The organism is Staphylococcus piscifermentans, from assembly GCF_900186985.1.
Classification (GTDB): domain Bacteria; phylum Bacillota; class Bacilli; order Staphylococcales; family Staphylococcaceae; genus Staphylococcus; species Staphylococcus piscifermentans.
The window spans coordinates 2403600-2418296 of the sequence record NZ_LT906447.1 but is presented as its reverse complement, the minus strand read 5'-3'; the positions used below and the strand labels follow the sequence as shown (position 1 = coordinate 2418296).

General features: G+C 38.3%; 10 protein-coding genes and 1 other annotated feature (1 of these 11 cut by a window edge). All 10 genes read left to right on the top strand.

The window, feature by feature from the left end:
* Positions 1–104, top strand: a sequence feature (ribosomal protein L10 leader region); it begins 46 nt to the left of the window's first position.
* 46 nt (positions 105–150) lie between these two features.
* The 10 genes from rplJ to tuf all read left to right on the top strand — a co-directional run bounded on the left by rplJ (position 151) and on the right by tuf (position 14607).
* Positions 151–654 (top strand): 50S ribosomal protein L10, encoded by a 504-nt coding sequence (gene rplJ, locus CKV71_RS11350; protein ID WP_095106871.1) that lies wholly within the window; start codon positions 151–153, stop codon positions 652–654.
* A gap of 39 nt (positions 655–693) precedes the next feature.
* Positions 694–1059 carry a 50S ribosomal protein L7/L12 gene (rplL, locus tag CKV71_RS11345; RefSeq protein ID WP_095106869.1) on the top strand — a complete coding sequence of 122 codons (366 nt, stop codon included), beginning with the start codon at positions 694–696 and terminating at the stop codon, positions 1057–1059.
* A gap of 260 nt (positions 1060–1319) precedes the next feature.
* On the top strand, positions 1320–1925 hold the full coding sequence (locus CKV71_RS11340; RefSeq protein WP_095106867.1) for a class I SAM-dependent methyltransferase: 606 nt from the start codon (positions 1320–1322) through the stop codon (positions 1923–1925).
* 221 nt (positions 1926–2146) lie between these two features.
* Complete coding sequence (gene rpoB / locus CKV71_RS11335) at positions 2147–5698, top strand: DNA-directed RNA polymerase subunit beta (protein ID WP_095106865.1); 3552 nt, start codon at positions 2147–2149, stop codon at positions 5696–5698.
* A 206-nt stretch (positions 5699–5904) separates the two neighbouring features.
* Positions 5905–9516, top strand: coding sequence for a DNA-directed RNA polymerase subunit beta' (gene rpoC, locus CKV71_RS11330; protein ID WP_231917618.1), 3612 nt, complete (start codon positions 5905–5907; stop codon positions 9514–9516).
* 215 nt (positions 9517–9731) lie between these two features.
* Positions 9732–9986 carry a ribosomal L7Ae/L30e/S12e/Gadd45 family protein gene (locus tag CKV71_RS11325; RefSeq protein ID WP_095106861.1) on the top strand — a complete coding sequence of 85 codons (255 nt, stop codon included), beginning with the start codon at positions 9732–9734 and terminating at the stop codon, positions 9984–9986.
* Between the two features lie 95 nt (positions 9987–10081).
* Positions 10082–10495, top strand: a complete 414-nt coding sequence (rpsL, locus tag CKV71_RS11320; protein WP_012664232.1) for a 30S ribosomal protein S12 — start codon at positions 10082–10084, stop codon at positions 10493–10495.
* Between the two features lie 70 nt (positions 10496–10565).
* Entirely contained in the window at positions 10566–11036 is a 471-nt protein-coding gene (gene rpsG, locus CKV71_RS11315) for a 30S ribosomal protein S7 (protein WP_012664233.1), read from the top strand.
* Positions 11037–11147: 111 nt separating this feature from the next.
* The gene (gene fusA, locus CKV71_RS11310) at positions 11148–13229 is read left to right on the top strand and encodes an elongation factor G (RefSeq protein ID WP_095106859.1); all 2082 of its coding nucleotides are present in this window, start codon (positions 11148–11150) and stop codon (positions 13227–13229) included.
* Positions 13230–13419: 190 nt separating this feature from the next.
* Positions 13420–14607: an elongation factor Tu gene (gene tuf, locus CKV71_RS11305; protein WP_095106857.1), complete on the top strand. Its 1188-nt coding sequence runs from the start codon at positions 13420–13422 to the stop codon at positions 14605–14607.
* Positions 14608–14697: the final 90 nt, after the last annotated feature.

The following is a 14697-nucleotide window of genomic DNA, read 5'->3' as shown; positions in this document are numbered from 1 at the left end:
TTAAAATCTATATCCTACCGAGGCTAAAATTGACTTGAACGTAATCTATGATAAACTTTCAAGCACTTTTTGCCGTAGGGTGAAAGTGCTTTTTTTATTGGGATAAACCAAATGAAAAGCACCGAACTAAATTAATATGGAGGTGTCTGAATGTCTGGAATTATTGAAGCAAAAAAACAATTAGTTGAACAAATTGCAGATCAACTTAAAAATTCTGTTTCAACAGTAATCGTGAATTACCGTGGTTTAACAGTAGCTGAAGTAACAGAATTACGTAAACAATTACGTGAAGCTGGTGTTGAGTACAAAGTATACAAAAACACTATGTTACGTCGTGCTGCAGAACAAGCTGGCCTTGAAGGTCTTGACGAATTCTTAACAGGTCCGACAGCTATTGCAACAACTACTGATGACGTAGTTGCGCCTGCAAAAGTTATCGCTGGATTTGCAAAAGAACACGAAGCTTTAGAAATTAAAACAGGCGTAATGGACGGAAGCATTATTTCAGCTGAAGAAGTTGAAACTGTTGGTTCTTTACCATCACACGACGGTCTTGTATCTATGTTACTTTCTGTATTACAAGCTCCTGTTCGCAATTTCGCTTATGCAGTTAAAGCAGTTGGAGAATCTAAAGAAGAAGAAAGTGCTGAATAATCAGCAACGTAAATATTTATAAAACGGAGGAATATAATAATGGCTAATCAAGAACAAATCATTGAAGCAATTAAAGAAATGTCAGTATTAGAATTAAATGACTTAGTAAAAGCAATTGAAGAAGAATTTGGTGTAACTGCAGCAGCTCCAGTAGAAGCAGCAGGTGCAGCAGGCGGCGGCGAAGCTGCTGAAAAAACTGAATTTGACGTTGAGTTAACTTCAGCTGGATCATCTAAAATCAAAGTTGTTAAAGCTGTTAAAGACGCAACTGGTTTAGGATTGAAAGACGCTAAAGAATTAGTAGACAACGCTCCTAAAGTAATCAAAGAAGCTTTACCTAAAGAAGAAGCTGAAAAACTTAAAGAACAATTAGAAGAAGTTGGCGCTTCAGTAGAATTAAAATAATTCTAACCGCTAATTGAATTGAATGAAAAGAGAACGAGGCTAATAACCATTGTTAATATCGTGAAAATTAAGGTTTTCACAGCCTGAATTCTTTGAGAAATGAAAACCCCGTTATTGAGTTAACGGGGTTTTTCTAATGTAAGCACGTTAGAATTATCCTTTCACCTTATTGCCTTTTCATAGCTTTATAGCCTATAAATGTGTATTCTAAAGGTGGATAGAAATGCATCTGCAGAGTGTTAAATAAATGAGGTGTAAGTATGGGGCATTATTATGATAGGAATCCGGAAGTAGCAAGTCATAAAGAGAATTTTAAGTATCGTTATCAGCAGAATGAATTAAACCTTATGACTGATTCAGGCGTATTTTCCAAAGGGAAGATTGATTACGGATCCGACTTATTATTAAGAACATTTCTAAAAGAACATCCTCCTGGTCCAAGCAAAACAATTATAGATGTAGGTTGCGGTTACGGACCTATCGGATTGATGATTGCAAAAGTATCTCCGCATCATAAAGTAATACTTTTGGACGTTAATCATCGTGCTTTAGAATTGGCCAAGGAAAATAGCGAGAAGAACCACATTGATAATGTGGTGGTACAAGAAAGTGATGGATTAGCTGAAATTCCAGATGATAGTGCAGACATGATTGTAACGAACCCTCCTATCAGAGCGGGTAAATCAGTTGTACATGGAATATTAGAAGATGCATATACAAAATTAAAACAAGATGGCGAACTTTATGTCGTGATACAAAAGAAACAAGGTATGCCATCAGCCAAAAAGAAAATGGAAGCTGTTTTTGGCAATGTCACAACCCTAACTAAGGATAAAGGGTATTATATTTTAAAAAGCAAGCGTTAACCATTGACATTTATTTTTATTTCTGATATAGTTATAGAATGTAAAAATTTATGTTCAAGAAGTGTGTACTTTTACGTATAAAATAACAAAGTAAATCATTAATAACGCAGAATAGAAAATGGTGTCATCAGGTGTGCTGCCGTTTTCTTTTTGTCTTGTTACATTTCAAATTATTTTTTACAGTAAAAGGCATTCGAACAATTTTTGAGGGGTGAATCTGTTTGGCAGGTAAATTTGTCCAATATGGAAGACATCGTAAACGTAGAAATTACGCGAGAATTTCCGAGGTTTTAGAATTACCGAACCTTATTGAAATTCAAACGAAATCGTATGATTGGTTCTTAAAAGAAGGATTACTTGAAATGTTCAGAGATATTTCTCCGATTGAAGATTTCACAGGCAACCTTTCTTTAGAATTTGTGGATTACAGATTAGGTGAACCGAAATATGATTTAGAGGAATCTAAGAACCGTGACGCAACTTATGCTGCACCTCTTCGTGTCAAAGTGCGTCTCATTAACAAAGAAACAGGAGAAGTGAAAGACCAAGAAGTATTCATGGGTGATTTCCCATTAATGACTGATACGGGTACTTTCGTAATTAATGGTGCTGAACGTGTTATCGTTTCACAATTAGTTCGTTCTCCATCCGTATATTTCAATGAAAAAATAGATAAAAACGGCCGTGAAAACTATGATGCGACTGTAATTCCTAACCGTGGTGCTTGGTTGGAATTCGAAACAGATGCAAAAGACATCGTTTATGTGCGTATTGATAGAACTAGAAAATTGCCGTTGACTGTATTACTTCGTGCACTTGGTTTCTCAACTGACCAATCAATCATTGATTTGTTAGGTGATAACGAGTACTTACGTAATACTCTTGAAAAAGATAGTACTGAAAATACTGAACAAGCATTATTAGAAATTTATGAACGTTTACGCCCTGGCGAACCACCTACAGTAGAAAACGCAAAAAGCTTGCTCTACTCTCGTTTCTTCGATCCAAAACGTTATGATTTAGCGAGTGTAGGCCGCTATAAAATGAACAAAAAACTTCATTTGAAACATCGTTTGTTCAACCAAAAATTGGCTGAACCAATTGTGAACAGCGATACTGGTGAAATTGTTGCTGAAGAAGGTACTGTATTAGATCGTCGTAAATTAGACGAAATCATGGATGTTCTTGAATCTAATGCTAACATCGAAGTAGATGAGTTAGAAGACAGTATTGTAAATGAACCAGTTGAAACTCAATCAATCAAAGTTTACGTACCAAATGATGAAGAAGGACGCACAACAACTGTAATCGGTAACGCATTCCCTGATTCAGAGGTTAAATGCATTACGCCTGCAGATATTGTTGCTTCTATGTCATACTTCTTCAACTTATTGCACGGCATCGGACAAACTGATGATATTGACCATTTAGGTAACCGTCGTTTACGTTCAGTAGGCGAATTGCTTCAAAACCAATTCAGAATCGGTTTATCAAGAATGGAACGTGTGGTACGTGAAAGAATGTCAATTCAAGATACTGACTCTATCACACCGCAACAACTTATCAACATCCGTCCGGTTATTGCTTCAATTAAAGAGTTCTTCGGAAGCTCTCAATTGTCTCAATTTATGGACCAAGCGAACCCATTAGCTGAATTGACACACAAACGTCGTTTATCAGCATTAGGACCTGGTGGTTTAACTCGTGAACGTGCTCAAATGGAAGTGCGTGACGTTCACTATTCTCACTATGGCCGTATGTGTCCGATTGAAACGCCAGAGGGTCCGAACATCGGTTTGATCAACTCGCTATCTAGTTATGCGCGTGTGAACGAATTTGGTTTCATCGAAACACCATATCGTAAAGTTGACCTTGAAACTAATACTGTAACTGATCAAATTGATTATCTGACAGCTGATGAAGAAGACAGCTATGTTGTAGCCCAAGCAAACTCTCGTTTAGATGATGAAGGCCACTTCCTCAGCGAAGAAGTAGTGTGTCGTTTCCGTGGTAACAACACAATCATGGACCGAGAAAAAATGGACTACATGGATGTATCTCCTAAACAAGTAGTGTCAGCTGCGACAGCATGTATCCCATTCTTAGAAAACGATGACTCTAACCGTGCATTAATGGGTGCGAACATGCAACGTCAAGCAGTACCATTGATGAACCCAGAATCTCCATTTGTAGGTACAGGTATGGAACATGCTACTGCACGAGATTCAGGTGCTGCCGTTATCAACAAACACTTTGGTCGTGTAGAACATGTTGAATCAAATCAAATTAAAGTGCGTCGTATTATTGAAGAAGACGGCCAACAATTTGATGGTGAAGTAGATACGTACAGATTAGCTAAATTTAAACGTTCTAACTCAGGTACTTGTTATAACCAACGTCCTATCGTTAAAGATGGCGACATTGTAAGCCAAGGCGAAATCTTAGCAGATGGTCCTTCAATGGAACTTGGTGAAATGGCGTTAGGCCGAAACGTAGTTGTAGGATTCATGACTTGGGACGGTTATAACTATGAAGATGCGGTTATCATGAGCGAACGTCTTGTGAAAGACGATGTCTACACTTCAATTCATATTGAAGAATACGAATCAGAAGCACGTGATACTAAATTAGGACCTGAAGAAATCACACGTGACATTCCTAACGTTGCAGAAAGTGCACTTAAAAACTTAGATGAACGCGGAATTGTTTACGTAGGTGCTGAAGTTAAAGATGGTGACATCTTAGTAGGTAAAGTAACGCCTAAAGGTGTAACAGAATTAACTGCCGAAGAACGTTTATTACACGCTATCTTTGGTGAAAAAGCACGTGAAGTCCGCGATACTTCATTACGTGTACCTCATGGTGCAGGCGGTATCGTTCTAGATGTTAAAGTGTTCAACCGTGAAGACGGCGATGATTCATTATCTCCAGGTGTTAACCAATTAGTGCGTGTATATATCGTTCAAAAACGTAAAATTCACGTAGGGGATAAAATGTGTGGTCGTCATGGTAACAAAGGGGTTATCTCTAAAATCGTTCCTGAAGAAGATATGCCTTATTTACCAGACGGAACACCAATTGATATCATGTTGAACCCACTTGGTGTACCATCACGTATGAACATCGGACAAGTGCTTGAATTGCACTTAGGTATGGCTGCTAAAAACTTAGGTATCCATGTTGCATCACCAGTATTTGATGGTGCGAACGATGACGATGTATGGTCTACTATTGAAGAAGCTGGCATGGCAAGAGATGGTAAAACTGTATTATACGATGGACGTACAGGTGAACCATTCGATAACCGTATCTCTGTCGGTGTAATGTACATGTTGAAACTTGCACACATGGTTGACGATAAACTACATGCACGTTCAACTGGTCCTTACTCACTTGTTACACAACAACCATTGGGTGGTAAAGCTCAATTCGGTGGACAACGTTTCGGTGAGATGGAGGTATGGGCACTTGAAGCTTACGGTGCTGCGTACACATTACAAGAAATCCTAACTTATAAATCTGATGATACTGTAGGTCGTGTAAAAACTTACGAAGCAATCGTTAAAGGTGAAAACATCTCTAAACCAAGTGTTCCTGAATCATTCCGTGTATTGATGAAAGAATTACAAAGTTTAGGTCTAGATGTTAAAGTCATGGATGAAGATGATAAAGAAATTGAAATGGCAGATGTTGACGACGATGACGTAAATGAGCATAAAGTCAATATTCAACAATCTTCAATTCCTGAATCACAAAAGGAAACTACTGACTAATTCTTGCAATGTTCAATAAGCAAATAGCGTACTGAAATAATGTAAATATTAAGGTCTGCATTAGACAATGTCACTGGGGAATCCATACATTGTCTATATGCACCTTGAATATTTTTCATTTTATTGATCATTTATCAATCAAATAGCACAGCTAATCTAAATTGAAGGAGGTAGGCTCCTTGATTGATGTAAATAATTTCCATTATATGAAAATCGGCCTTGCTTCACCTGAAAAGATTCGTTCTTGGTCGTACGGTGAGGTTAAGAAACCTGAAACTATCAACTATCGTACTTTAAAACCTGAAAAAGATGGTTTGTTCTGCGAAAGAATTTTCGGACCTACAAAAGATTGGGAATGTAGTTGCGGTAAGTATAAACGCGTGCGTTATAAAGGCATGGTTTGTGACCGTTGTGGTGTAGAAGTAACTAAATCTAAAGTACGTCGTGAAAGAATGGGCCATATTGAACTAGCGGCTCCTGTATCTCATATTTGGTACTTTAAAGGTATTCCAAGTCGTATGGGACTATTATTAGATATGTCTCCTAGATCATTAGAAGAAGTTATCTATTTCGCTTCTTACGTGGTTGTAGATCCAGGTCCAACTGGTTTAGAGAAAAAATCATTGCTTTCTGAAGCAGAATACAGAGAATACTATGATAAATATCCTGGTCAATTCGTTGCTAAAATGGGTGCTGAAGGTATTAAAGACTTACTATCAGAAATCGATTTAGATGAAGAATTGAAAGAATTGCGTACTGAATTAGAATCAGCTACTGGCCAAAGATTGACACGTGCAATCAAACGTTTAGAAGTAGTTGAATCATTCAGAAACTCAGGTAACGATCCTTCATGGATGATTTTGGATGTACTTCCAATTATTCCTCCAGAAATCCGTCCAATGGTGCAATTAGACGGCGGACGTTTCGCAACAAGTGACTTGAACGACTTATATCGTCGTGTTATCAACCGTAACAACCGTTTGAAACGTTTATTAGACTTAGGTGCTCCTGGCATCATTGTTCAAAACGAAAAACGTATGTTGCAAGAAGCAGTTGATGCTTTAATCGATAACGGTCGTCGTGGTCGTCCAGTTACAGGTCCAGGTAACCGTCCATTAAAATCACTTTCACATATGTTGAAAGGTAAACAAGGACGTTTCCGTCAAAACTTATTAGGTAAACGTGTTGACTATTCAGGCCGTTCAGTTATTGCAGTAGGACCAAGCTTGAAAATGTATCAATGTGGTCTACCTAAAGAAATGGCGTTAGAATTATTCAAACCTTTCGTTATGAAAGAATTAGTTCAACGTGAAATTGCGACAAATATCAAAAATGCTAAAAGTAAAATTGAACGCATGGAAGACGAAGTATGGGATGTTTTAGAAGATGTTATTAAAGAGCACCCAGTTCTATTAAACCGTGCGCCTACGTTACACAGATTAGGTATCCAAGCTTTCGAACCTACATTGGTTGAAGGCCGTGCCATCCGTTTACACCCATTGGTAACAACAGCATATAACGCTGACTTCGATGGTGACCAAATGGCGGTACACGTACCTTTATCTAAAGAAGCACAAGCAGAAGCACGTATGTTGATGCTTGCAGCTCAAAACATCTTGAACCCTAAAGACGGTAAACCAGTAGTTACACCATCACAAGATATGGTATTAGGTAACTATTACCTTACTTTAGAACGTAAAGATGCAGTGAATACTGGAGCTATCTTTAATAACACAAATGAAGTCTTAAAAGCCTACCAAAACGGTTATGTGCACTTACACACACGTATCGGACTTCATGCAGGTTCATTAAACAACCCAACATTTACTGCAGAACAAAACAATAAAATTCTTACAACTTCAGTTGGTAAAGTTATTTTCAATGAAATCATTCCAGATTCATTTGCTTATATCAATGAACCAACACAATCAAACTTAGAAGATAAAACTCCTGATAAATATTTCGTAAGTGCTACTGAACTTGGTGAAGGCGGCTTGAAAGAGTACTTTGCTGAACAAGAATTAGTAGAACCATTTAATAAAAAATTCTTAGGAAATATTATCGCCGAAGTCTTCAATCGTTTCAGCATTACAGATACTTCTATGATGCTTGACCGTATGAAAGACTTAGGTTTCAAATATTCTTCTAAAGCCGGTATTACTGTTGGTGTATCTGACATCATCGTATTACCAGATAAACAAGAAATTTTAGATGAACATGAAAAATTAGTTGAACGTGTTCAAAAACAATATAATCGTGGTTTAATCACTGAAGATGAACGTTACAATGCTGTCATCGAAATTTGGACAGATGCTAAGGATGAAATTCAAAGTCGATTGATGAAATCCCTAGAGAAAACTAACCCAATCTTCATGATGAGTGACTCTGGTGCCCGTGGTAACGCATCTAACTTTACTCAGTTAGCCGGTATGCGTGGTTTAATGGCTGCACCATCAGGTAAAATTATCGAAATGCCTATCACATCTTCATTCCGTGAAGGTTTAACGGTATTAGAGTACTTTATCTCTACTCACGGTGCACGTAAAGGTCTTGCCGATACAGCACTTAAAACTGCCGATTCAGGTTACCTTACACGTCGTTTGGTTGACGTTGCTCAAGACGTTATCGTTCGTGAAGAAGATTGTGGAACTGACCGCGGCTTACTTGTTTCTGATATCAAAGAAGGTACAGAAATGATTGAACCATTTATCGAACGTATTGAAGGACGTTATTCTAAAGAGACAGTTCGTCATCCTGAAACAAATGAAGTATTAGTAGAACCTGATCAATTGATTACACCAGAAATTGCAAAACGTATTACAGATGCAGGTATTGAGCAAATGTATATACGTTCAGCATTTACATGTAACACACGTCATGGTGTTTGTGAAAAATGTTACGGTAAAAACCTTGCAACTGGTGAAAAAGTTGAAGTTGGTGAAGCAGTCGGTACAATCGCTGCACAATCTATCGGTGAACCAGGTACACAGCTTACAATGCGTACCTTCCATACAGGTGGGGTAGCCGGAAGCGATATCACACAAGGTCTTCCACGTATCCAAGAGATCTTCGAAGCACGTAACCCTAAAGGTCAAGCAGTTATCACTGACATTGAAGGTACAGTAGAAGATATTAAACTTGCGAAAGACCGTCAACAAGAAATCGTGATCAAAGGTGCTAACGAAACAAGATCTTATCTTGCTTCAGGTACATCACGCTTGAAAGTTGAAAAAGGACAACACGTTGAACGCGGTGAAGTCTTGACAGAAGGTTCAATCGAGCCTAAGAACTATTTAGCAGTGGCTGGTTTAAATGCTACAGAAAGCTACTTGCTTAAAGAAGTTCAAAAAGTTTACCGTATGCAAGGTGTTGAAATTGACGATAAACACGTTGAAGTAATGGTACGTCAAATGTTACGTAAAGTTCGTATTATCGAAGCTGGCGATACTAAATTATTACCAGGTTCACTTGTGGACATCCACAACTTTACTGATGCGAACCGTGAAGCATTCAAAGAACGCAAACGCCCAGCAACTGCTAAACCAGTATTGCTTGGTATTACTAAAGCGTCTCTTGAAACAGAAAGCTTCTTGTCTGCTGCATCATTCCAAGAAACAACTCGTGTTCTTACAGATGCTGCAATCAAAGGTAAACGTGACGACTTGCTCGGCCTTAAAGAAAACGTTATTATCGGTAAATTAATTCCAGCAGGTACAGGCATGAGACGTTATAGCGAAGCTAAATACGATAAACATGTCGATCCGATGGTAGAAGAAGCAATCGAAGAACTTGCTGAATCTAACACACCGCAACAATAATATATTGATTATTAAATTAAGCCGATGCTGCTTTTCTCTCACCAGAAAAGTTGTATCGGCTTTTCTGATAAATTATCGCTAAAATCGTTTGACTTACAGTGCAAATTTGTTAATATAAGAAAAGTGAGCAATATGATAACAATAGTGTTGACGAACCCTATGATAAGTGTTATTATAGTTAAGGTTGATGCAAGCAGAACTTTGGAGGATAGTCAATGTCTAATGAAAAAGTTGCACGCTTTAACAAACACCATAGTGTTGTTGGTTTAAGAGAGACGCTCAAAGCGCTCGATAGAAACCAAGTTACATCATTGATTATTGCTCAAGACGTTGAAGTCTATTTGCTTTCAGACGTATTAAGTAAGATCAATCATAGCGAAATACCTGTTTCTTTTTTCGAAAGCAAGAAAGCTTTAGGAGAATATGCAGGTATCAACGTAGACGCAGCTGTTGTTGCTCTATTGAAATGAGAATTAGTAAGTGTATGCTTACTAAATTTTATTTACTTTAAAAATGAACCACCTGGATGTGTGGGATTATAAAACAGGAGAGGAGGACATCTTAAATGCCAACTATTAACCAATTAGTGCGCAAACCTAGAAAAAGCAAAGCGAAGAAATCAGATTCACCTGCTTTGAACAAAGGTTTCAATAGTATGAAAAAACAATTTACTGACTTGAACTCACCACAAAAACGTGGCGTATGTACTCGTGTTGGTACAATGACACCTAAAAAACCTAACTCAGCATTACGTAAATATGCTCGTGTTCGTTTGTCAAACAACATCGAAATCAACGCATATATCCCTGGTATCGGCCATAACTTGCAAGAACACAGTGTTGTACTTGTACGTGGAGGTCGTGTAAAAGACTTACCTGGTGTGCGTTACCATATCGTTCGTGGTGCACTTGATACTTCAGGTGTTGAAGGTCGTATGCAAAGCCGTTCATTATACGGTACAAAACGTCCTAAAAAATAAGTTTAAGATTGCGTAAATTTTCGAGATAAATTGTGAGATTATACTATAATATGAAGGGAGGACTCTGATTATGCCTCGTAAAGGATCAGTACCAAAAAGAGACGTTTTACCAGATCCAATTCACAACTCTAAGTTAGTGACTAAATTGATTAACAAAATCATGTTAGACGGTAAACGCGGAACAGCTCAAAGAATTCTTTATTCAGCATTCGACATCGTTCAAGAACGTAGTGGTCGTGATGCAATTGAAGTATTCGAAGAAGCTATCAACAACATTATGCCAGTATTAGAAGTTAAAGCTCGCCGTGTAGGTGGCTCTAACTACCAAGTACCAGTAGAAGTTCGTCCAGAACGTCGTACTACTTTAGGTTTACGTTGGTTAGTTAACTATTCACGTCTTCGTGGTGAAAAAACTATGGAAGAACGTTTAGCTAACGAAATCTTAGATGCAGCTAACAATACAGGTGGCGCAGTTAAGAAACGTGAAGATACTCATAAAATGGCTGAAGCTAACAAAGCATTCGCACATTATCGCTGGTAAGATTAACGGTTTAACCCTGAGCGTGTTCAACTTGGTACATCCAAAGGCATGCTTAGGGCATCGCCATATCAAAGTATTTACTCAGTAATTACTGGAAGGAGAAACAATACAATGGCTAGAGACTTTTCTTTGGAAAAAACTCGTAACATTGGTATCATGGCTCACATTGACGCTGGTAAAACTACAACTACTGAACGTATCTTGTATTATACTGGTCGTATCCATAAAATTGGTGAAACTCACGAAGGGGCTTCACAAATGGACTGGATGGAACAAGAACAAGACCGTGGTATCACTATCACATCAGCAGCTACAACTGCTCAATGGCATGATTATCGTGTAAACATCATCGACACACCAGGACACGTAGACTTCACAGTTGAAGTTGAACGTTCTTTACGTGTACTTGATGGTGCTGTAACAGTACTTGATGCACAATCAGGTGTTGAGCCACAAACTGAAACAGTTTGGCGCCAAGCAACAACTTATGGTGTTCCACGTATCGTATTCGTTAACAAAATGGATAAATTAGGTGCAAACTTTGAATATTCAGTAAGCACTTTGCATGACCGTTTACAAGCGAATGCACAACCGATTCAATTACCAATCGGTGCAGAAGACGAATTTGAAGCAATCATTGATTTAGTAACAATGAAATGCTATCAATATAACGGCGACTTCGGTGAAGAAGTTGTTGAAATTGAAATTCCAGATGACTATAAAGACAAAGCTGCAGAAGCTCGTGAATCATTGATCGAATCTGTTGCTGAAGCTAATGAAGAATTAATGGAAAAATATCTTGAAGGTGAAGAAATCACTATTGATGAATTGAAAGCAGCAATCCGTCAAGCTACTTTGGATATTGAATTCTATCCTGTACTTTGCGGTACTGCATTTAAAAACAAAGGTGTTCAATTAATGTTAGACGCAGTAATTGATTACTTGCCTTCACCATTAGATGTTAAACCAATTGTTGGTCACCATGCTGATAACCCTGATGAAGAAGTTATCGCTCCAGCTGATGACGATGCAGATTTCGCTGCATTAGCATTTAAAGTTATGACTGACCCTTATGTTGGTAAATTAACATTCTTCCGTGTGTACTCTGGTACTTTAAACTCAGGTTCATACGTTAAAAACTCTACTAAAGACAAACGTGAACGTGTAGGTCGTTTATTACAAATGCACGCTAACACTCGTAAAGAAATCAGCACAGTTTATTCAGGAGATATCGCTGCTGCGGTAGGTCTTAAAGAAACTGGTACTGGTGACACTTTATGCGGTGAGAAAAATGACATCATCTTGGAATCAATGGAATTCCCAGAACCTGTTATTCACTTGTCAGTAGAACCAAAATCTAAAGCTGACCAAGATAAAATGACTCAAGCTTTAGTTAAACTACAAGAAGAAGACCCAACATTCCATGCTCACACTGATGAAGAAACTGGACAAGTTATCATCGGCGGTATGGGTGAACTTCACTTAGATATCCTTGTAGACCGTATGAAAAAAGAATTTAACGTTGAAGCTAACGTTGGTGCGCCAATGGTTTCATATCGTGAAACATTCAAAACACCAGCTAAAGTTCAAGGTAAATTCTCTCGTCAATCTGGTGGTCGTGGTCAATATGGTGATGTTCATATTGAATTCACACCTAACGAAGTCGGCGCTGGTTTCGAATTCGAAAATGCTATCGTCGGTGGTGTAGTTCCTCGTGAATACATTCCATCAGTTGAAGCTGGTCTTAAAGATGCTATGGAAAACGGTGTAGTAGCTGGTTATCCATTAATCGACGTTAAAGCTAAACTTTATGATGGTTCTTACCATGATGTCGATTCATCTGAAATGGCCTTCAAAATCGCTGCTTCATTAGCGCTTAAAGAAGCTGCTAAAGTTGCAGATCCAGTAATCTTAGAACCAATGATGAAAGTAGAAATCTTAATGCCTGAAGAATACATGGGTGACATCATGGGTGACGTAACATCTCGTCGTGGACGCGTAGATGGTATGGAAGCTCGCGGTAACGCTCAAATGGTTCGTGCATTCGTTCCACTTTCAGAAATGTTCGGTTACGCAACTTCATTACGTTCTAACACTCAAGGTCGCGGAACTTACACTATGTACTTCGATCATTACGAAGAGGTACCAAAATCAATTGCAGAAGATATCATCAAGAAAAATAAAGGTGAATAATCGTATTCATCTTTAGGTTCACAGCCAAGAATTCTTTGGCAGGGTTCCTGAATTGATTTTTTCATGCAAATGCTTTATAAAGGAATTAGTCCTTTACACAACACAACAATAGTGCTCTCATGATGGTGAGAAACTATCATGAGAGATAAAATTAAAATAACTTTTTATTAAGAAGAGGAGAGATTTCATAATGGCTAAAGAAAAATTCGATCGCTCAAAAGAACATGCCAATATTGGTACTATCGGTCACGTTGACCATGGTAAAACAACTTTAACAGCTGCAATTGCAACTGTATTAGCAAAAAATGGTGACACTGTAGCACAATCATACGACATGATTGACAACGCTCCAGAAGAAAAAGAACGTGGTATTACAATCAATACTTCACACATCGAGTATCAAACTGACAAACGTCACTATGCTCACGTTGACTGCCCAGGACACGCTGACTATGTTAAAAACATGATCACTGGTGCTGCTCAAATGGACGGCGGTATCTTAGTAGTATCTGCTGCAGATGGTCCAATGCCACAAACTCGTGAACACATCTTGTTATCACGTAACGTTGGTGTACCAGCTTTAGTTGTATTCTTAAACAAAGCTGACATGGTTGACGACGAAGAATTATTAGAATTAGTTGAAATGGAAGTTCGTGACTTATTATCTGAATATGACTTCCCTGGTGACGATGTACCAGTTATCGTTGGTTCTGCATTGAAAGCTTTAGAAGGCGATGCTGAATACGAACAAAAAATCTTAGACTTAATGCAAGCAGTTGATGACTACATTCCAACTCCAGAACGTGACTCTGATAAACCATTCATGATGCCAGTTGAGGACGTATTCTCAATCACTGGTCGTGGTACTGTTGCTACAGGCCGTGTTGAACGTGGTCAAATCAAAGTCGGTGAAGAAGTTGAAATCATCGGTATCACTGAAGAAAGCATGAAAACTACAGTTACAGGTGTAGAAATGTTCCGTAAATTATTAGACTACGCTGAAGCTGGTGACAACATTGGTGCTTTATTACGTGGTGTTGCACGTGAAGACGTACAACGTGGACAAGTATTAGCAGCTCCTGGCTCTATTACTCCACACACTAAATTTAAAGCTGATGTTTACGTTTTATCTAAAGACGAAGGTGGACGTCACACTCCATTCTTCTCTAACTACCGCCCACAATTCTACTTCCGTACTACTGACGTAACAGGCGTTGTTAACTTACCAGAAGGTACTGAAATGGTTATGCCTGGCGATAACGTAGAAATGACTGTTGAATTGATTGCTCCAATCGCAATCGAAGACGGTACTCGTTTCTCTATCCGTGAAGGTGGACGTACTGTAGGATCAGGCGTTGTTACTGAAATCCAAGAATAATTTCAGCTTAACAATAGTTGATGCTTAATATTAGAGAGCTCCTCATTGAGGGGCTCTTTTTTTTATGGAAAATTTAAGGGAGCGGGACAT